Origin of the sequence: Pantoea sp. EKM103V (assembly GCF_011800365.1) — a bacterium.
GTDB classification, from domain to species: domain Bacteria; phylum Pseudomonadota; class Gammaproteobacteria; order Enterobacterales; family Enterobacteriaceae; genus Pantoea; species Pantoea anthophila.
The window spans coordinates 88,113-108,167 of sequence record NZ_JAALFQ010000002.1; the positions used below are offsets into that span (position 1 = coordinate 88,113).

The window sequence follows — 20,055 nt, forward strand, 5'->3', positions numbered from 1 at the left end:
CGATGGATCGGATTCAGGCTATGCAGGTTTTCACGCGGGTTGCAGAAGCGGGGAGTTTTGTACGCGCGGCAGAAACACTGTCGCTGCCTTCTTCCACCGTCACCAGCACGATTAAAAAACTGGAGGAATACCTGCAGGTGCGTCTGCTGAACCGCACGACAAGGCGGGTCAGCCTCACGCCTGAAGGCCTGCAGTATCTGGCACAGTGCCGCGAGATCCTGTCGTTAATTGAACATAGTGAATCCAGCCTGACTGATTCAGTCAGACGCCCCCAGGGACGGCTGCGGGTTGATATGCCTGGCGGGATTGCCCATTTCATCGTTATGCCCAACCTGAAAGATTTTTACCGGCTCTACCCGGGTATTTACCTGATGATTGGCGTCAGTGACCGGCAGGTCGATCTTGTTCAGGAAGGCGTGGATTGCGTCATCCGAACCGGAGAATTGACTGACTCCACACTGGTTGCCCGTCCGCTTGGCCGGTTTCGCTGGGTGACCTGCGCCTCGCCGGACTATCTCAGAGAGTACGGTATTCCTGAGACGCCGGAGGCGTTGTCGCAGCATCGGGCGATTCATTACTTTTCCGGTTCGGGAAGACGCACTAATGAACTGCGTTTTACACGAGGCACGGAGGTACTCTCCATCCCGGTCGCGGGCGATGCAGCCGTTAACGAAACGGGACTCTATATTAAAATGTGTCTTGAGGGTTTTGGACTGGCGCAGCTTGCTGAGAATGTCATCTCGGAGAATCTGCAGCAAGGGAAGCTGGTCGAGGTTCTGGCGGACTGGCAGCCAGCTTCAGTGCCGGTGACGATGCTCTATCCGCATCAGCGCTTTCTCTCTCCCGCCGTGCGTGCTTTTGCTGACTGGGTCGCCGGGCTTTTCAAAGATGGCGCGAGGGAGAATAAGTCTTCACGGTAAAAGACAGCTCCGGTAGCAGGAAGACGCTGCAGAACGATAATTAATAGCATCCACAGCAGAGGAACCCATTGTCCCCCGCGGTGTCAGCAATTTCAGCCAGGCTGCTGTGAAGGTTCCAGGTGAGCGTTTCGTCCGGCAGCCATTCCGGTGCAGGCACCTGCGACCGCGATTGCTGCGGTCATCAGTAACGGCACCGTCCAGCCTCCGGACAGCTCCTGTACTTTACCCAGCAACAGCGGCCCCAATGCCGCCATCAGATAACCGACACTCTGTGCCATGCCTGACAGCGCCGCAGCATCACCTGCGTTTTTAGTACGCAGCCCGATGAAGGTCAGACCCAGCATCATGCTGGCACCTGAGCCGAAGCCGAGAAGCGCCGCCCACAGCATCGCCAGATTCGGCAAATACAGGATGCCGGTAACGGACACAGCGGTTAACAGGCTGACGCCAGCAGCAGCTATTTTCTGATCGTTAAGACGACTCAGGGTGGCGGCCAGAATCAGGCCGGGAATGGCGGTGGTCAGCTGAAGGATGCCGTGTACCTCACCAGCCTGAGCTGAGGAGAGTCCACTGTCCGTAAGAATGGCTGGCAGCCAGCCGACCGCAGCATAAAACGGCATCGCATTCAGGCCCATAAATAAGGTGACCTGCCATGCCAGAGGCGAGTGCCAGACCGCGACGGCCGGTGCTTTTTTCTTGCCCGCTGCTGGCAGTTGATGCTTTTTCTTCAGCTGGGGCAGCCATAAAAGCAGCGCAAGCAGCGGTGCAATCACCAGCATGGCTAACGCGATGTTCCAGCCCCAGCTCTGGGTTAGAGGAATGACAATGGCTGAACCAATAGCACCAGCCGCGCCCATGGTGATGGAATATGCCCCCGTCACGGAAGCCACGTTGCCGGAAAAGTCGCGCTTTATAAGGCCAGGCAGCAGGACATTGCCTAGGGCAATCCCGGTACCTATCAATATGGTTCCGCCATAAAGCGCCCAGACACTGCCTGTGGAGCGAAGCAGGATACCCGCTGAAATCACGGCCAGGGCACCAAAAAGGGTGCGCTCCAGACCGTACTTTTTGGAGATGGATGCGCTCAGGGGTGAAAAGGCGGCAAAGGCCAGTAAAGGCAGTGAGTTAAGCGACCCAACGGCAGTAATACTTAGCCCAAAATCATGGCGAATGGACTCTAAAACGGGTGCGATAGCGGTAAAAGGAACACGCAGGTTAATGGCGATAAAAAGGATGCCGGTCACAAGTATGACTGAAGACCACTTGTTCGTAGTGTGGGACATAAATTTTGCTTTCTCTGGTAAAAAGAAAGACTTTATAGGACGCATGAGTTACAGAATATAGATAACCTGACAACATATAACTAAATCATGCCAGTTAATAAAAAACCGGTGACCTCACCGGATGAGTTTAATGCCGATGCTTTCAGTCAGGCTGCTATCGCGCTGCATGTATCATCGTCAGGCGAGTATGCAGGTCAGAGTCTGCACGCTCACCGTAAGGGACAAATTATTCTCTCTTTGCGCGGTGCAGTTAGCTGTAAGGTTCAGGATGCGCTGTGGCTTGTTCCACCGGGACATGCTGTCTGGGTTCCGGGAAAAATCCCCCACAGTTGCCGGGTCACGAAGAATGCAGACACCTGCTTTTTATTTATCGAGCCCGGCGCGGCAACGATGCCGGAAACCTGCTGTACCCTTGCTATTACTCCTCTGATCCGTGAACTGGTTCTGTTTCTGGCAGAGCAGGAACATGCTTATTCGCCTGACAGTAAAACCGCGAGACTGGCAGCGGTGCTGCTGGAACATATACCGGATGTGCCGGTTAAAGCGCTCTACCTGCCTGTATCCGACCATCCTAAAATCCGGAATATGGCTGAGGCACTTTTTAATGATCCTGATGACCGGAGAACGCTAAAGCAGTGGGCTGCGCATCTGGCTACCAGCGAACGATCTCTGGCCAGGCTGATAAAAGATGCGACAGGAATGAGCTTTGGTCGCTGGCGTCAGCAACTGCATTTAATGATTGCGCTGAGCCATCTGGCAGAAGGCCAATCCGTGCAGCACGTAGCCGGAACGCTGGGATATGATTCGGTCAGCGCGTTTATTACAATGTTCAGGAAAGCGCTGGGTAAATCACCGACGCAATATTTTTCGTCCCTAAACTAATGCATCCCAACACAAACCGGATTTTTACAAAGACAGTTAGGGGCCGCTTTTCGCTCATAGCGGACCTTAAAGCACCAATAATTTATGTAGATTTTCCATTCCATATAAACGGCGACATGTCGGCACGCATGATGGCCATACTGGGCGAAATGGCTGCAGGACAGGAAGTTTACTCTATTGATGAGTGTTTTCTGGATGTCACCGAAATCAGCAGCCTTACACCACTTGAGACATACGGCCAGCAGATGCGTGAGCGTATCCGGCGAGAAACCGGACTGATAATCGGCGTGGGATTTGCTCCGACTAAAACGCTGGCCAAACTTGCCAACCATGCGGCGAAGAAGTGGACACAGACGAACGGCGTCGTCGACCTGTCTGACAGAAACAGGCAGCGAAAACTTCTGCATCTGACAGACGTCAGTGATATCTGGGGAATTGGTGAGCGCATCAGTAAGCGGCTTAACCAGCTGGGCATTACCACAGCGCTGCAGCTGGCGGATAGCAACATCAGCATGATTAGGAAAAATTTTGACGTAATCGTTGAGCGCATCGCGCGTGAGCTCAACGGTGAGTCCTGTATCGCGCTTGAGGATGCGCCGCCGCCGAAGCAACATATCCTGAACTCGCGGTCATTTGGTGAGCGAGTTACGCAACTTGAAGACATGCAGCAGGCTATCGTGATGCATGCTAAACGTGCGGCAGAGAAACTCAGGCAGCAAAACTCGCGTTGCCGCCATATCAGCGTGTCCGTTGCCACCGGCAGGCATGGCGATGAGCCACGCTATTCAAATAGTGCATCATGCATATGCGAGTATCCGACCAGTGATACGCGGGACATTATCGAATCAGCACTTCGCGCGCTTAGCACTATATGGCGTGAGGGCTTTCGGTATGCCAAAGCAGGGGTGATGCTGGGTGATTTCTACCAGTCAGGTATTACGCAGTTTGACATGTTCAGTGAGCAGCAGCCGCGTGCTAACGCCGATGCATTAATGGCAGCGCTGGACGGTATTAATCGCTCAGGTAAGGGCAAGGTCTGGTTTGCGGGGCAGTGAGCGCGCGACAGCTCATGGCGGATGAAGCGCGAAAAATTGTCTCCACGCTATAAACGAGTCTGAAAGATATTCCGGGAATAAAAGGATTTAACCTGATGATGCAAGGCAGATCGCGAGAGTCGGTGAGGAGTAAAGAGGCTTCAGGCAAAAACATTTTAATCCGAAACCTGTCCGAACAGAGTCGAGAAAAATGCTAACTCTTTGATTATAAAGGGATGCATTGGTAAGCATTGCTATCAACAATGAGCGGGCAATATACGCGTATCTCGTTGAAATAGCTTAACTAATCGTTGGCTTTAGGACAAATATGTTTCGTATATAGCATATCTGTTATGGCATGGGTTGCAAGGGTAAATTTATGCGCGCAGGAAAATGTCCGTAATTACAGAGACATCATACGAGTAGATACGTATCGCCATGTGAAGCGAGGTGCTTCTGAGGGAGTGTGAAATCGCTGCGTGCAACCGGAACACATTGATTTCAGCTGCAGCCATGCTTGCAGGTTACTGAGTCGCCCGGCGCCAGATAGCTGGCCCGGGCAGTAATGCTGGATCAGTTTTAGGGCTCATCGCAGCCAAACCCTGATTTGCACTATCCGTTAACCACTTTGAATACGGATATTTCCTGTGCGAGCTGTGCTGCCTCGTCACGCAGAACCTGAGTGTTTTCTGCAGTCTGGTTGATCAGTGACAGGTTTTGCTGAATACCGCGCTCCATCTGTGTAACCGCCAGCGTCATTTCAGAAATGCCTTTGCTCTGCTCATCACCGGCGACCCGCATCTCCCCAACAACCTGTCTGACGCGATGTACGTCGTTAACCAGTTGTTTCAGTTGCTCACCAGCACCTTTCACCAGCTTGCTGCCAGCAATGACCGTGCTGTCGGAATCGGAAATGAGGAGTTTGATTTCCTGTGCTGCGTTTGCGCTACGCTGCGCCAGCGCACGGACTTCTGCTGCGACAACGGCAAATCCTTTTCCCTGCTCACCGGCGCGCGCTGCTTCTACTGCCGCATTCAGCGCCAGTATATTGGTCTGGAAGGCAATGCTGTCAATCAGTCCCAGGATTTCAGCGACGCGTTGTGAGGAGTTCTGAATGGCTGCCATAGTGTGCACCATTTCCTCCATTGTTCCTGAACTGGTCTGCGCAATCTGTGAAGTTTTTTCCGCGACCGTATCAGCCAGCCGGGTGTTTTCAGCGTTCTGCTGTACTGTTGCGTTAAGTTGTTCCATCGCAGCAGCACTCTGCTCAAGCGCAGCGGCCTGCTCCGCAATCTTGTCTGAAAATGACTGATTGCTTTGAGCCAGCCCCGATGCATTGATCGCTACCGTTTCGCTGCTGCCTTGAACACGCGTGATTACACCCGCAATCTTATCAACGAAAATGTTGAAGGCTCCGGCAATGTCGGCAAGTTCGTCGTGCCCATTACGGTCAAGACGGCGCGTCAGATCGCCATCTCCTGTCGCAATCTCGTTCAGAGCATCATAGGTATGACGCAGGCGCTGACCAATACGCTGTGTAAACCACCAGGTGAGAATAAGCAGAATAATCATGGCAGGCACAAGGAATATGAAAATATCCCACATGATCGTGCGGGCCATGCCACTGACCACTTTCTCCGGCGTAACCAGACCTATGATCCAGCCAGTTCCCGGCATGCGGAACAGGGTAACCTGTGCGGATTGATTCAGGTGTGCATCATTAATACGATCGACTCTGGTCAGGGTTGCATCAGGCCCGAGGCTTTTTAATTTTGACACAACGGGCTGCAGCCAGATCTCTTTCTGAGCAACAGTGGATAAGGTATTCAGCACTTTGGTATCCACGCCAGGGTAGTAGAGCAGCGTACCGGTCTTGTCTGCCGCAAGGGCATAACCCCCCGTCACATTACCCTGAGTTTTCACAAACTGTGCCAGGTTATCCAGCATCACATCCAGTGTAGCGACACCCGCGAAACGGTCACCGGCATAGTAGGGCACGCTGCAGGTCACCATTTTGACGCCTGAAACCTGATCCTGATAAACATCGGACCAGGTACAGCGATCGCGTGGCGCATTGCGTGCCTGTGTATACCAGCTTTCCTTGTGATAATCGCCGGTAGCAGGCTGATTATATCCGTCAGAGTAAGCGAGTTTGCCACTCTCTTCACGCGCCCAGAAGAAGCTGCGCAGTGCAGTGCCTGCAACAAACGCATCCGGCTCAGGCCAGATGCCTCCACCGGCGATAGTATGATTACCATTACTGTCGATCATTTGCGGAAAACTGTTCTGCCACAGCGAAACATCGTGTGGCAGCACCTCTGCCAGACGCGCCATGCTGACTGCCTCTCCCTGAATGCCCGCCAGCTGCTGGTCCAGCCTGCTGACCAGGTTTCCACCGGCTTGCTCAATTAATTTATCGCTGGCTTCAATAATGCGTGGCTGACCACGTAACAACAGTACAAAACAGACAATTGCGGTCGTCACGCCTAACAGCAGGACGCCACCCAATGTCATTTTTGTAGCAATACGTGCAGGAAACATATTTATCCTTATTTATCAGGAAATTATTTTCTTTATGTGACGAGCTTTCTGTGGAAAGCAACCTGGTGATATACCCCTTATTGATTATCGGCAGGCGCCTGCGGATGTTCAGAAAATGTCCAGTTTATTTAGCTGGTCAGAGGAGAGCCGCCCGTTCCCCGGTATTTGCCCTGTCTGCTTCGGGCACGAAAAAGCGCGGATTGTGAGGACATCGATAACTTCCGGAGATCCAGTGGTGCCTCAGAAATGTCAGTCTCTGATGCAAATTAACGGGCAGGCAGGGTGTTATCAGACGCAGTCGGGCAATGAGGACAGAACGTACAGCGACAGCGTTTCACCGTTCTGGCCGTTACCGGATGAGTTCATTGAATGGTGCAGGGAGGGGGTATTATGGCGCCCTCCAGTCCATGTGATTTCAGGAACGACTGCCACTCATGACATGTGTAATGACTGCCCTGATCAGAGAACCCGCGCCTGTTTTTGGGTGGTATGCCGCCTTACAGCTATCAGCAATGCGTTCAGGACACTCTCCTTTTCCATCTGCGGTTGCATTGACCAGCCAGTAATCTCATCATCTGTCATATCGTCCAGGATCGAGACGTCATAGAGCCGAGAAAACTTTATCTCTGACAGGTCTGCACGAAATACCAGTCACCGATCATCCTCACGCTGAGCACTAAAATGCCGCTCAAAAACGTTATGGATCAACAGATGCAACCTCCGGGCATACCCATGAGTCGCTGAATGAATGATATACGTCTGGGCGGGTCAACGTAACAATCGTCACGATATGAATGAACCGCATCCGTTTCTCGCGCTTAACAGACACAGGCCTGCGTATCAGTGCACTTTGTGTCAGAAGCGGACGTCACTAACAACGGTATACAAGTATTAATGAGGAGCAAATCAGCCACACTAAGGATATTTATTATTGAGTATTGAACAGAAATTGTTTGTGCTGGATTTATAGTCTTTTGCAGGTGGGGTATAAGAATTGAGTTTTTTACTGATGCTTGAAACTTTCACAGCACAAGCAGCAACCCAACACCATACTATAAAAGCCATAAAAAAGACAAACAGAGATAGTAAAGCCTTTACGCTATAACTGTGTAAATAACCCCTATATATTTCAGTAACGCTAATCGATAGTAACCATACAAATACTAAAGATACTAACCACTTGTGGAATTTATGAGGGTATATGTTTCCATCAGCAATTGTGTACATCCCTTGGTAACGTAAGACTGCCCTCAGGGACGGAATCAATGACTGCGTATGTTCTGAGTAAAAACATATGATTTTGTAAGATAAATCCCGGTCTCTGTGTAGTCCGAACGACTGTAGACGGAACTGCTGTTCCGCCTTAGCTAACGGATCGGACATTGGTACAGATGAGTTCCTAAGCCACTCGACTGCATTTATCTGCTCGGAGGATGAGCGTGAAAAAAAATCTCTGCGATGAAATTGAATATACTTTTTTGTAACAGCTCCGATGATGCTAAGAACTACTGCGGAAACCACCGGATTACTTAAAAGATCCTTTATTAGAGCTATCATAGATTTTCTCCTGCTTATCTATCTTCTGGAAGGGTATTATCTCATTTGTTATAAGCCAATTAGAACCTGGCTCCTCAAGAAAGTAAATTCTATAGCGGCCGCGATCCCTATCAAAAGAACTCGGCCTTAAGAATGTCTATATCTTCGAGAGCAAATCAATTACCTGGGGTTTAACACACACCTTAAGTTATTTATGTAGTAATACCATGCCCAAACTTCCGCTTTTCCCCTGTAGCAGACACCGGCGTACACACATGCGCATTGCCGGCTGTAACGACTTATACTCATCACAGGAGTCATAAATGTGTATGCCTGTTGGATGCAGACAGGCAGCAATGCTGGTCAGAATGGAGCATTTTAATGGCCTTTCAGAATCCCGCTCAGAACTACACCGAAACGCGCCTTAACCTGGGCGATCTCGTTCACCTTTCCCCTTACTCAACCTATCTGATGCGCAGCGAAAGCGACTGACCCGATGCCGGTATTGTGAAAGGATCCGTGCTGGCTATCGATCGTGCACTGACGCCTGTACACCGCCAGCTAATCGTTGCTGAGGTTGATGGGGAACTGACGCTGAGACGACTGCTGCTCAATCCGGTTCCCGCCCTGCAGGCGCTAGATGAGGACGAAACGGTAACAGTGCTGGATGTGAACCAGACGCTGCCCGTCTGGGGTGTGGTTGCCTATGCGCTCACTGATGTGGCCGGGGTGGGATTCAACGGGCCGGCAGGAGAGTAGGGATGTTTGCGCTGGCCGATGCCAATAATTTTTACGCCTCCTGTGAAACGGTATTCCGGCCCGACCTGCGCGGAAAACCCATTGTGGTCGTGTCGAATAACGATGGCTGCGTTATTGCCCGCTCGGCTGAAGCAAAGCGAATGGGCATAAAAATGGCGGCCCCGCTGTTTAAAAATGAGCGTTTCTTCAGGGAGAACGGGGTATACGTATTCAGCTCCAACTACGAGCTGTATGGCGACATGTCGGCACGCATGATGGCGATACTGGGGGAGATGGCTGCGGGGCAGGAAGTTTACTCAATTGATGAGTGTTTTCTGGACGTTACAGGGATTAACAGCCTCATCCCGCTTGAGACCTTCGGACAGCAGATGCGCGAGCGTATCCGCAGGGAAACGGGACTCATTATCGGCGTGGGGTTTGCGCCGACAAAAACGCTGGCGAAACTGGCCAACCATGCGGCAAAGAAATGGACACAGACTAACGGCGTCGTGGACCTGTCTGACAGACACCGGCAGCGAAAGCTCCTTCATCTGACCGACGTCAGTGATATCTGGGGCATCGGTCAGCGCATCAGCAAACGCATGAATCAGCTGGGAATAACAACGGCCCTGCAGCTGGCAGACAGCAACATCAGCATGATACGGAAAAATTTTGACGTCATCGTTGAGCGTATCACCCGTGAGCTGAATGGTGAGTCCTGCATCGCGCTTGAGGATGCACCGCCACCGAAAGAGCACATACTGAACTCGCGGTCGTTTGGTGAAAGAGTCACAAAACTGGAAGAGATGCAGCAGGCAATCGTGCTGTATGCCACGCGTGCGGCAGAAAAGCTCAGGGAGCAGAATTCACGCTGCAGACATATCAGTGTCTCAGTTGCCACCGGCAGACATGGCGATGAGCCGCGATATTCCAACACGGCATCCTGCATGTGCGATTATCCGACCAGTGATACGCGGGACATTATAGAATCAGCGCTTCGCGGTCTTGGCACTATCTGGCGGGAGGGCTTCCGCTATGCCAAAGCTGGGGTGATGTTGGGAGATTTTTACCCGTCCGGCATGACGCAGTTTGACCTGTTCAGTGAGCAGCAGCCCCGTGCAAACGCAGATGCTTTAATGGCGGCACTGGACGGCATTAATCGTTCAGGGAAAGGCAAGGTCTGGTTTGCGGGGCAGGGAGCGCGCGACAGCTCATGGCAGATGAAGCGTGAAAGGTTGTCGCCACGCTATACAACGCGGCTGAAAGATATTCCGGGAATAAAATAATTTCACCGGATGATGCGAAGGCAGATCGCGAGAACCTGTCTGGATTAAAGAGGTTTCAGGGAAGAATAGCCTTATCCGAAGGCTGCCATAAAAATACAAATGCCTCATACCTGTAATGTTGCAAAAATGGTATTACGGCTTCAACGTTTGCTTCTGACACAAAGCGGACTGACGTCAGGCCAGCTTCCGTGATGATCGACAAGCGCCGGGCGGATAAACCTTTTCTGGGCCAGCACTTTATGTTTTTCTTCGTTTAGCAATCGTAACAAGGACACTATCGTGAAAATCTACTGGACCCAAAAGAGTATTCCCGAACTAAAAGACCTATCTTTTCGGGAGCGGGGAAGTCGTTGGCGTAGAGCATACAAATCGGCCTTCCGGCACTGGCAGACCTGGGTGGGACTCATGCTCTGCGGGGGCCTCGGTGGCGTGGGAGCGTACTGTGGCGGCATAACCGGCGCCGTAATATGTGGCGGGCTGGGCGGCTTTATTTACGGTCAGATCGTGACACACGTTGTCCTGAAACATTATCGCCACCGGCTGCAGGACGAAGCCCGCTGATCTTTGAAGACATTAAGGCTTGCAGGCTCAGTAAGCTGTTGGTGCAGGTCTTGATTTATGCGTCTCAGTGAATGCCACTTGGGAGCTACTGATAGTCAGTCAGCTGCGCCGAATAATTTCAGGGCAATAAACCATCTTTCATCGTTGTGGCCACCTTATAATCATCTGTTTTAATTAGAAAATAAGCCTAAGTGGTAAGCCAGTACGGAATTATTTCGGTATAACTGGAATAATTGAGGCGAATTGAATAGGTGGTGTATTGTGTCTTTTTTGCTCGATTGGAACCTGTTCTGTCGCGCTAATGTGTTCCTCTCACTTCTGGAGGGGATTATGATAAAAAACAAAACGGTTATTTCTCTGGCCATTGTTATGAGTATGTTCTGGGCTGGTCTTTCTGAGGCGAAAACATCGAAGCAAACTGACGATCAGATTCGCCAGCTCATAATTGAAGACTCCATTTCGGCTTATCCGGGCGTATGTGCATGCCCGTTCAACTCTGCACGCAATGGCAGCAGCTGCGGCAGGCGCAGTGCCTGGAGTAAGCAGGGCGGATATGCACCCATTTGCTATAAAAAGGAAGTGACGAAAGAAATGGTTGATGAATGGCGTAGCAGTCATGCTGCATAAACCATCTTTTCCGGCAGTTCATTATCATTAATATATATGGTCAGCTTGCTGATTTGATTGATGATGAAACATCAATCCCAATCTCTTGCTGGCCCGTTTGATGTGACACTATCTTCAATAACTGACTAAAACGAATAGCCGCGCATACGAACAAATACTTCCCGCTACTTTGTTATCAGTTAATCCTGTTATTATCCCAGGCCCCAACTTTACTTGTGTTGCTGTCTTTCTGCTTTTTCGCGCACAGATACTTCTGACAAAGGCACATGAATATGACACTTCTGCATCATGTCAGCCGGTTCGCACAGGGTATTGATACGTCCATTACCCGGCTGATGCTGGGCGACTTCGGTTTATGAGTTTGAAGTGCCCAGGCAGGTTGCCAATTATGACAGGCAGAAGATCGTACAGGCTCAGCTGAGCGGGGGCAGGCAAAAGACCCAGACTGACATTCTGAATTTTCTCTGTACCCGGTAGCCTTCTGGTAGAGGGGTTTGCTATGTGTCAGGCGGGTTCTGTCTCAGTAACCGGTGATCTGCCGGGCAATGCTTATTTCGCTGCCGCTGATGTTGAGTGCCTCTATGGAGACATGGCCAGAGGGCTGGCCGCTGGCGGTATCGCCTCCTAAGGACAGTTACAGTTGCTGAAGCCGTTGCTGGGTCTCGGAATTTCGGCAACGCTGCTGTCTGAAACGGTAAGCCCGGTAATGATTATGATAACGCTGGGTGTCATCCTGTGTGTAATCTGCTCAAGCAGATTTGTACATCAGGCCACAACCACTTCCTCTGTCTTTTTGGGCGCTGAAAATGACCGCTTCTGACCAGGAATGTGGCTTTTATTGCAGGATGATGTTGTCATGTTCAATCTCAATCGGGTCAGTAGATGTGATTCGGGTTGCCGCCTGTGAGCGAACAGCAGATATAAAAACCTGATTATCTGGCGCTTCCTAAGTCTCGGTCACTTTCCAGACCTTTAATCATTAGCGTGGCTTCTTCGATACGAATAAATCGTCCAGAATCATCTGTTTCAGCGAACATATACACTTCCATATCTGCCTCTTCACCATCACGCTTAAAACACAAAACACGATGCCTTGAAGCATAGCGATTTCCATCCCGTAACTCGTCGTGCATCTCAATTATGCCGGAAGCAATGATCTCGCGAAGTTTACGTGCATGTTGAGTAAATCCATCTAAGTCCTCCCACGCGTTATCAGTACGCTGCCGATAACCGGGACTAAAATAGCGATTAATTATCACATCGAGTGGCATCTGCTGTTGGTTAAGAATCTCATCCAGTACGTCAGTAATAGAAATCATTTTCATGGTCTGCCCTCAGTAAAAGTCAGGCGTACTTTACAATCGACTCGATGGCTTCGGTACGGTATAAAAGACATCAAATACCTCAGACGCGCCAATATGACTGAACCATTGATTTCGTTCACCCGGACTTTAGCTCCAGATGGCCCCCCATTGATTGTCACAGTCAGCCAGTCTGATGCAATAAGGGAAACGGCTCGCCACCATCACTCCTGTGGACAATTACTCGGAGCTGAGGATGGGCTGCTTACGGTCGATGCCGGAGATTATCGGTGGGTCGTACCGGCAACGCATGCCGTATGGATACCTCCAGATGTTTCGCATGGACTACGCTCGCACGGCCCTTATTCTGGCTGGAGTATCTATGTGTCTGCCACCCTATGCAGTGAACTAACTGATAAACCTGCTGTTCTCTCAATTACAAATTTGTTGCGTGAGGCAATAACACGGGCTGCCTCATGGGAAAATGCAGAGTTAAATGCGCCTCAAAAACGTTTAGCTGGCGTTATTCTGGATGAAATAGGCTCCCTTCCTGAGGTCGATCTTGGGCTGCCCATGCCGCAGGATGTTCGGCTCGTCAGAATTGCTCAGGCACTATCTGACAACCCGAACGACGATCGCGGACTTAAGGAATGGGCAGTCTGGGCAGGAATATCTTCGCGCACACTGTCTCGTCGGTTTAACGCTGAAACTGGTTTTACCTTTAATGAATGGCGACAGCGCATACGGCTACTCAAGGCTCTTGAGCTTTTGGCTTCAGGCAAGCAAGTGACAACAGTTGCACTGGAACTTGGGTACAACAATGTGAGTGCCTTCATCGCCCTGTTTCGCAGAGTATTTGGTACGACGCCTGCGCGGTTTAAAATTTAAATATCCAGGCCTGCATTTAGCGTCCGCTTCTGGCATAAGCGGGCTTACCACCAGGAATAAAAAACCCGCCGAAGCGGGTTTAGCAAAGTTAATTCATTCTCAGGCTGCCATCTTTCGGCATTGTTCAGCACAGTGATGACAAGCTCTGGAGCACTCCTGACAATGGTCATGTTCATGCTTTCCACACTCATCACCGCACTTCTGACAAACGTCAGCGCAAAGACGGCAGAGCGCCTGTGCTGAGTCGCTATTTAGTGTCATGAATTGAGCTGCGAGACGGCAGATATTTGCACATTGCATATCCAGCTTTATGCATTCGCGCATCATTTCAAGATTCTCTTCTTCGAGACATGAAGCCGCGCAGTTATCACACGCAGCTGCGCACAGGTAACAGGATTCGATGCATTTTTTATATTCGTCTGACATGATATCTCCTCAGCTAAAGTTACAGATTAAGCATGGATGAGATAACTGATTATGCAATTCTGGAATGAGTTAATAACCTTTCCGGGGTTTCACACACTTCATAAAATCGCCTCTTCTATTTAAAAATACTTTTTGCCCGCAAAACATCCCGGCTTGCGGAATTCCATTTTCCTTCCAGGCCTGATGAAACTCACGCATTAACCGGTAATCTGAATACGTTGGGTATCCAGTCTGCTACAGATGGCAGGTTTTTTTATCATTTTCCGGTGAAAAACAGCCGCATAAACCTGCCAGTGCGCCATATTTAATGATTAATCAAACACCATGGGACTTCCTGTTATGTTACAACCTCAATCTTCACGTCTGGGCGGCTTACTGCTGCTGATCGCGGCAGCGATCGGTTTCGCGGTGGCTTTGTATGCGTGGCTGACGCCACTGACCGGTGTGACCGGTACAATCGGCGCGTTAGGTGTGGCTATCGCCAGCGTCATTCTGGCGATACTGACATTTATTCTGCGTAGTGCATCCGGTCGCGGTGCACGTGCGACAGTAATTGTTCTGACCCTGGTCGTGTTATTCGGCACTGCTTTTGCCGCCGCCTTGCTGCATCAGTACATCATTACGGCAGCGATGGTTGCAGGCCTTATTGGTCTGATTACGCTCTGCAGAAACCCCGCCCGTCCTGACCATCGCGTTAAAGCCTGAGGAAACCTTCGTGAACAACAATAAAACGACTCCGGTAATGAAAGTCGGCATGACGGCGCTGGCGCTGCTGCTTACCCCACTGGCACTCCATGCGCAGGATAAAGCTGCGGAGGCCTCTATGGGCGCGCGGGAGAAGGTCAGTCCGGATGCGGCTGATCACCAATCTCCCGGTACCACTAACACCACAGACGATGCCTCAACCGGCAAGCGTGATGGAGATAAGGTCGCAACGGCAGACAATCCCCCGACTTCTCTGGTGCCATCGGGTGCGACCTGGGACAGCTTTCATGGTCAGCTTAACGCGCAGAAATACAGCCCGCTGAAGCAGATCAATACAGACAACGTCAGCCAGTTAAAGAAGATCTGGGAATTTCATACCGGTGATGTCTCGGACGGCAAGGGTGACACGCCCGCGACCGTCTGGTCAGCCACCCCTATTTTTGCCAATCAGACCCTGTATATCGGTACGCCATTCGATCGCCTGATTGCCCTCGATCCCGGTACGGGCAAAGAGAAATGGCACTACGACACCAAATCCCCGCGTAAAGCCCTGACCCAGCCCGTTCTGAAAAACCGGGGCGTCTCTTACTGGCAGGCAAAAACCCCCGTCGCCGGACAGGCGTGTCAGAAAATCGTCTATATGGGTACGGTTGATGGCAAGCTCTTTGCGCTGGATGCCGATTCCGGAAAGCCATGCAGCGACTTTGCTGATAATGGCGTTCTCGATCTGAATCAGTGGAACACGATTAACGCCAAATACCCGCTTTCAGTTCTGCAGCCGCCAACGGTCGTGGGTAACCACCTGCTGATTGGCTGGGCGGGCAAGGACTGGGCCTATGCTGAAGCGCCTCCGGGCACAGTTTTCGCTGTGAATGCGCAGACCGGCAAACGCGAGTGGACGTTTGACGCTATTCCGGAAGCGGTCCGCAAACGGACCGGTACGGCTAACGTCTGGACACATATGTCAGCTGATGAGGCGCATGGACTGGTGTATCTGCCGGTCTCATCGCCGTCTCCCAACTACTGGGGAGGTAACCGCACTGCACCTATCCCACTGGCTACCTCAACCACTGCACTGGATGTGAACACAGGTAAAGTCGTCTGGTCCCGTCAGTGGGTGCACCACGATGTGTGGGACTACGACATCAACTCGGCGCCGACACTGATGGATATCACGGTCAATGGCAAACCGATCCCGGCACTGATTCAGGCAACCAAGCAGGGCTTTTTGTTTGTAGTGAATCGGCTGACCGGTGAGGATGTCTGGCCGATTGAAGAGCGACCTGTGCCGCAGGGTGATGGCTCGGTTCAGGGTGAAGTTCTTTCACCCACGCAGCCATTCCCGACGAAACCTGCACCGCTGCTTGACCAGTCGAAAAAGCCAGCGATCTGGAAACTGGCGGATATGGTGGGGGCAGGTCAGTGTTCAAGGCTGTGGGATAAGCTGACCTACGAAGGCATGTACACGCCGCCTGTCACCAAAGGCGAAGGCACACTGACGTATCCGGACAGTGCGGGTGGCGTGCAGTGGGGCGGCGTCGCGTTCGATCCTCAAAAACAGATCGCGATCGTTAACACCTCCCATATCGTGCAGTACGTTAAGCTCTACAGCCGCGAAGATTATGAAAAAGCGGATAATGGCGCGGGCAATGAGAGTGGTTTTGCACCACAGGAAGGCGCGCCTTACGGCATGCGTCTCATGGTTGCCAATAACTGGCTGGGCATGCCGTGCTGGCAGCCACCCTTTGGTGAAATCGTGGCGATTGATATGCACACCGGTGACGTCAAATGGCGTCGTCCTGTTGGCGCATCTCAGCAGTATGGCTTCTTTATGCCAGAAAGCTGGGGCTCACCGACCATCGGCGGCCCGGCAGTCACTGCGGGCGGCGTGATATTTATTGGTGCGTCAATGGATGCTAAGGTTCGTGCCTATTCCGTGGAGAGTGGCGAGGAGCTGTGGTCCGATCAGGCAGAAGCCCCTGCGGTAGCCAATCCCTCGGTCTATGAGTATAAAGGCCGCCAGTACGTGGCGTTTGTCGCCGGCGGTAATACCATCCTCAAGGATCAGGTGGGCGACCAGGTGGTGGTTTACGCTTTACCTGAATAGCGGATGCTGAAGATTCCGTGGAGAATGTATGGGGCCCTGAGGCCCCATTTTCTTTGTGATTCTGAGCAAATGATCATTCTTCTAAAAGCAATCTCATGCCCAGTCTGAGAGCCGTCGACTGCAGATAGAACTGAAAGGCGTTATTGATAAAAGTTACTGACTAAGCAGATCAAACAGTTCTGGCTTCTGAATTTTCAGGATTAATATCTTATGTATTCTTCAGGTTCAGAAAGTAGTCCATTAACGTTTTGTCCCAGCGCTTTCCATACTGAGTGTCATTTATGCCTGTGTTTTTATCCTGTATGACATCATTGCCTTCTAATCTGAATCCATGCTTCTTGCCGGCTTCGGTGACAGTAAATACACCATCTTTGCTGATGACATCAGGTTCTTCAATTTTCAGCGTGGCTTCGCTGGCCGTTTTTATTATGTAGTTATTCTGTCCCTGACTTACATAAGTTGTGAACGGAGATGCCATGAATTGGTTTTTCGATGTCGCATCAGAAACGGTAGTGTTCATGATGGATTCCAGATAGTCAAAACTCGCGGTATGACTGAAAGAATACCCAGGGTCGAGTTCATATCTGATAAAAGCAGGGTCGAGGCCAGAGTTTGCAAGGTTATCACCATTCAGAATACGGGATGCTGTTGCAGCATCTTTATCTGTGAATGATACCGTCTGAACCCGACCAGTCGTATCGTAACTATTCCCTGTATTATAACTACCTGACACGCTTCCGAACTTACGGTAATTACCTAAATCGCGTGCTATATCATCAACATATCGTAAGTCATTTCCCTGTGCTTGTGCCTGTTCATAGAGATGTGAAAGTGCGCCCAAATCGCTCTTCGTCAGAAAAACAGAGGCATCCATTCCCTGGTTATTTTTGGTAAGCTGAGTCTGCATTTCAGGTAAGGTGCTTACCTTACCAAAAAGACGAGACATCATCAGTCCTCGTCCACTTATCGTAGACTGGCCTGACGAGACAGGCTGCACGACTGTAGCGTTGCTCTCGCTGGCAGAGTAGAGGCTGGAGCTTTCAGGGGTTTTAACTGATACAGATGGATTCTGCCTGTAAATATTGTTTAACGTATTGATGTTCATTGCCAATGCCTCTCCATCCTGAACAACACTCAGTCCGTGATAAATATCGATGGTTTTTTTAAGTAACGACAGAGCGACATAAAACTTTAGATGAAATGATTCATTTAAGGTCTCCAGTCAAAAAAGCAAACGCTCTGTTCTTTACAGATTTAAGCGAAGAGGCCGCTTCTGGTACAAAGCGGACCTTGTGAAAAGTCAGACGTTCAGTCAGAGCGATATCAGGTTTTAATACCTGAACTACATCAACCTGACTGAAAGAGATTCATTACGAAAAGTCTGTCTACTTAGACGCTCTGGCACCGCTCATCCCTACCATTGCCGCTATCAGCTGTCAGATGAAAGAAATGAGAAGCCGGTATTACAATTTTTTCTCCTTGTTTGCCCAGGCATTGGTCATTGAGTTGAGAATTACTACGCTAAACAGGCTTAACGAGAAAAATGTATTTATTTTGTTATTCATCCATTAGCTCCATTAGCTCCATTAGCTCCATTAGCTCCGGGCGCACCGTTTCCGCCATTTGCGTTTCCATCAGGCGTGTTACCGCCATTACCGCCATTGCCGCCATTGATACATGGGGTTCCCGACACACCTTGCCTGCCATTCTCACCATTAGCGTCACCGCTTTTAGTCGTGCCGCCATCTTTCCCATTCAGATATGAGCAGTCATTATGTTTATGATGATGCCTGTTTGAGGCCTGAGCATTCAAAGCACTGACTAAAATAGTTGAAAGGATAACTATATTGATGGTTAATGAGCGAACTTTCATTTTATATCTCCATAAATTAAACGCGGAGAAATCATTCGCCGCGCATTAAAATTAAAGCTGCCTGTTATGAACCACCCTCACCACCATTATCTCCTCCGCCATTATCGCTTCCGTCACCATTACCGGTTCCGTTATTATCTCCACTGTCATTACCATTGCTGCTGCCATTCCCACTATCGGCATTACCACCATTACCGCCATTGCCGCCATCCCCGCCTGGCGCTCCCGGTGAATTATCATTTCCACCATTCCCCCCATTACCTCCTGCAGCACCTGCAGCGCCATTCGCATCGCCGATTAACACATAGGGCTTCGCAGAGTCGGATTTAACAGCCTCACTGTCCAACAGCGCTGCGACTGATAGCCGGGATGACATAATTAGCAAAACTCCTAACGCAAAAGTGATTTTATTGAGTCTCATAGTCCATCCTTAAATTAAGAAATACATGAGTAAAAAACACATTGCTGATAACCCCGCCGTGGGGTTGCCTGAAGTAAATTAAAAAAAGCATGAAAAGAGAAGGGATGCAGATGTAATAAGAAGTGTCTGGTGATTAACTGTTGTGTGTAAAGTAGCAGGTAGGTTTGTTAGATCTTGAATGTATCTTTCTGGCGGGTGCTGTTTTGTCAGGCCAACTCTGAAAGTGAGATACAGTTCACGGTAACAGCTTTTACAGGCTGAAACGTATTACATTTTTATTAAGCATTAATTTTATGTTTATCTAAAAAATTGGATAGGTAATGAAAAAATTGCATTTCAGAAGGTTGTAACCTCTTTAATTCTGATTATTTAATGATTAATGCAGAAACTGTTTAAGAGCAGATATGTTGCATTCAGGACAAACTGGCACGGCGAGGCTGGAGGGCTCTTCAACAGGCGCGCTGAAGATACACTACGAATCCAGAGGAGCTGGGTTAAGCGGATCGCACATCAGAAAGGAGTCAAAACGCCTGCTGATTCTGACTAAAACAGACTGTTTGCCAGCGTAAATTATTGTGAGATAGCCCCTGAAAGGGCTGAATCCTTAAGGTGTGTTTCCGGCGGATGGCCAGGCGCCCCAAGCCGCGCTGCAGATCCATCAGGCTGCTAACAAACTGCACCTGGTGTTTTTCTGAACCTGGAACTGAGTAAAATCATACGGGCTTTTACAGACCCGGTTACGCTTATCTGCCACTCTTTCTGCAGCATGAGTGAGTCAGAGCCTGCCTCCACTCTTTTCGATTGAACATGCATGCTTTAGCACGGCGTCACAGCACTCTGTTTTTATAAATTTTAATAAAGGTAATATTTTATTAACGGGTCGCGAAAAATAAAACTTTCAACTCGGCGTCATAACAATCTGTTTT

Annotated in this window: 16 protein-coding genes and 2 pseudogenes; 10 read left to right on the forward strand and 8 right to left on the reverse strand. The window is 50.1% G+C overall.

Annotated features, from left to right (window positions below):
- The first annotated feature begins 2 nt into the window (after positions 1 to 2).
- Positions 3 to 920: a LysR family transcriptional regulator gene (locus HFD97_RS06785; protein WP_167431610.1), complete on the forward strand. Its 918-nt coding sequence runs from the start codon at positions 3 to 5 to the stop codon at positions 918 to 920.
- Between the two features lie 92 nt (positions 921 to 1,012).
- On the opposite strand, the gene HFD97_RS06790 is transcribed toward HFD97_RS06785, so the two are convergent.
- Positions 1,013 to 2,203, reverse strand: a complete 1,191-nt coding sequence (locus HFD97_RS06790; protein ID WP_167431611.1) for an MFS transporter — start codon at positions 2,201 to 2,203, stop codon at positions 1,013 to 1,015.
- Positions 2,204 to 2,290: 87 nt separating this feature from the next.
- Between HFD97_RS06790 and HFD97_RS06795 the strand changes: the two genes are divergently transcribed.
- Positions 2,291 to 3,085 carry a helix-turn-helix domain-containing protein gene (locus HFD97_RS06795; protein ID WP_167431612.1) on the forward strand — a complete coding sequence of 265 codons (795 nt, stop codon included), beginning with the start codon at positions 2,291 to 2,293 and terminating at the stop codon, positions 3,083 to 3,085.
- 128 nt (positions 3,086 to 3,213) lie between these two features.
- Positions 3,214 to 4,140 carry a DNA polymerase V subunit UmuC gene (locus tag HFD97_RS06800; RefSeq protein WP_244319755.1) on the forward strand — a complete coding sequence of 309 codons (927 nt, stop codon included), beginning with the start codon at positions 3,214 to 3,216 and terminating at the stop codon, positions 4,138 to 4,140.
- Positions 4,141 to 4,731: 591 nt separating this feature from the next.
- Here HFD97_RS06800 and HFD97_RS06805 read toward each other — a convergent pair.
- Positions 4,732 to 6,660, reverse strand: coding sequence for a methyl-accepting chemotaxis protein (locus HFD97_RS06805; protein WP_244319756.1), 1,929 nt, complete (start codon positions 6,658 to 6,660; stop codon positions 4,732 to 4,734).
- A 389-nt stretch (positions 6,661 to 7,049) separates the two neighbouring features.
- Positions 7,050 to 7,227 (reverse strand): annotated as a pseudogene (locus HFD97_RS22315) (DDE-type integrase/transposase/recombinase); the annotation flags it as partial.
- Positions 7,228 to 8,703: 1,476 nt separating this feature from the next.
- Here HFD97_RS22315 and HFD97_RS06810 point away from each other — a divergent pair.
- From HFD97_RS06810 to HFD97_RS22320, 4 genes and pseudogenes are all read left to right on the forward strand, one after another.
- Positions 8,704 to 8,955 carry a hypothetical protein gene (locus HFD97_RS06810; RefSeq protein ID WP_235334834.1) on the forward strand — a complete coding sequence of 84 codons (252 nt, stop codon included), beginning with the start codon at positions 8,704 to 8,706 and terminating at the stop codon, positions 8,953 to 8,955.
- 2 nt (positions 8,956 to 8,957) lie between these two features.
- Positions 8,958 to 10,220: a translesion error-prone DNA polymerase V subunit UmuC gene (umuC, locus tag HFD97_RS06815; protein WP_140029434.1), complete on the forward strand. Its 1,263-nt coding sequence runs from the start codon at positions 8,958 to 8,960 to the stop codon at positions 10,218 to 10,220.
- Positions 10,221 to 11,150: 930 nt separating this feature from the next.
- Entirely contained in the window at positions 11,151 to 11,408 is a 258-nt protein-coding gene (locus HFD97_RS06820; protein ID WP_370528407.1) for a hypothetical protein, read from the forward strand.
- Positions 11,409 to 11,838: 430 nt separating this feature from the next.
- Positions 11,839 to 12,228: pseudogene (locus HFD97_RS22320) on the forward strand (hypothetical protein); the annotation flags it as partial.
- A gap of 112 nt (positions 12,229 to 12,340) precedes the next feature.
- Here the strand turns inward: HFD97_RS22320 and HFD97_RS06825 are convergent.
- Complete coding sequence (locus tag HFD97_RS06825; protein ID WP_167428710.1) at positions 12,341 to 12,727, reverse strand: nuclear transport factor 2 family protein; 387 nt, start codon at positions 12,725 to 12,727, stop codon at positions 12,341 to 12,343.
- Positions 12,728 to 12,826: 99 nt separating this feature from the next.
- On the opposite strand from HFD97_RS06825, the gene HFD97_RS22330 reads away from it, so the two are divergent.
- Positions 12,827 to 13,597 carry a helix-turn-helix domain-containing protein gene (locus HFD97_RS22330; protein ID WP_258317021.1) on the forward strand — a complete coding sequence of 257 codons (771 nt, stop codon included), beginning with the start codon at positions 12,827 to 12,829 and terminating at the stop codon, positions 13,595 to 13,597.
- Between the two features lie 99 nt (positions 13,598 to 13,696).
- Here HFD97_RS22330 and HFD97_RS06835 read toward each other — a convergent pair whose 3' ends face one another.
- The gene (locus HFD97_RS06835) at positions 13,697 to 14,023 is read right to left on the reverse strand and encodes a four-helix bundle copper-binding protein (protein WP_140029438.1); all 327 of its coding nucleotides are present in this window, start codon (positions 14,021 to 14,023) and stop codon (positions 13,697 to 13,699) included.
- Between the two features lie 339 nt (positions 14,024 to 14,362).
- On the opposite strand from HFD97_RS06835, the gene HFD97_RS06840 reads away from it, so the two are divergent.
- Together HFD97_RS06840 and HFD97_RS06845 are read left to right on the forward strand one after the other, a co-directional pair.
- The gene (locus tag HFD97_RS06840) at positions 14,363 to 14,728 is read left to right on the forward strand and encodes a hypothetical protein (protein ID WP_009092868.1); all 366 of its coding nucleotides are present in this window, start codon (positions 14,363 to 14,365) and stop codon (positions 14,726 to 14,728) included.
- Positions 14,729 to 14,777: 49 nt separating this feature from the next.
- Positions 14,778 to 16,835 carry a pyrroloquinoline quinone-dependent dehydrogenase gene (locus HFD97_RS06845; protein WP_370462010.1) on the forward strand — a complete coding sequence of 686 codons (2,058 nt, stop codon included), beginning with the start codon at positions 14,778 to 14,780 and terminating at the stop codon, positions 16,833 to 16,835.
- A gap of 208 nt (positions 16,836 to 17,043) precedes the next feature.
- Here HFD97_RS06845 and HFD97_RS06850 read toward each other — a convergent pair whose 3' ends face one another.
- The 3 genes from HFD97_RS06850 to HFD97_RS06860 all read right to left on the reverse strand — a co-directional run bounded on the left by HFD97_RS06850 (position 17,044) and on the right by HFD97_RS06860 (position 19,129).
- Positions 17,044 to 17,940: a hypothetical protein gene (locus tag HFD97_RS06850; protein WP_167431615.1), complete on the reverse strand. Its 897-nt coding sequence runs from the start codon at positions 17,938 to 17,940 to the stop codon at positions 17,044 to 17,046.
- A 456-nt stretch (positions 17,941 to 18,396) separates the two neighbouring features.
- Positions 18,397 to 18,708, reverse strand: a complete 312-nt coding sequence (locus tag HFD97_RS06855; RefSeq protein ID WP_167431616.1) for a hypothetical protein — start codon at positions 18,706 to 18,708, stop codon at positions 18,397 to 18,399.
- A gap of 64 nt (positions 18,709 to 18,772) precedes the next feature.
- On the reverse strand, positions 18,773 to 19,129 hold the full coding sequence (locus HFD97_RS06860) for a hypothetical protein (RefSeq protein WP_167431617.1): 357 nt from the start codon (positions 19,127 to 19,129) through the stop codon (positions 18,773 to 18,775).
- Between the last annotated feature and the right edge of the window lie 926 nt (positions 19,130 to 20,055).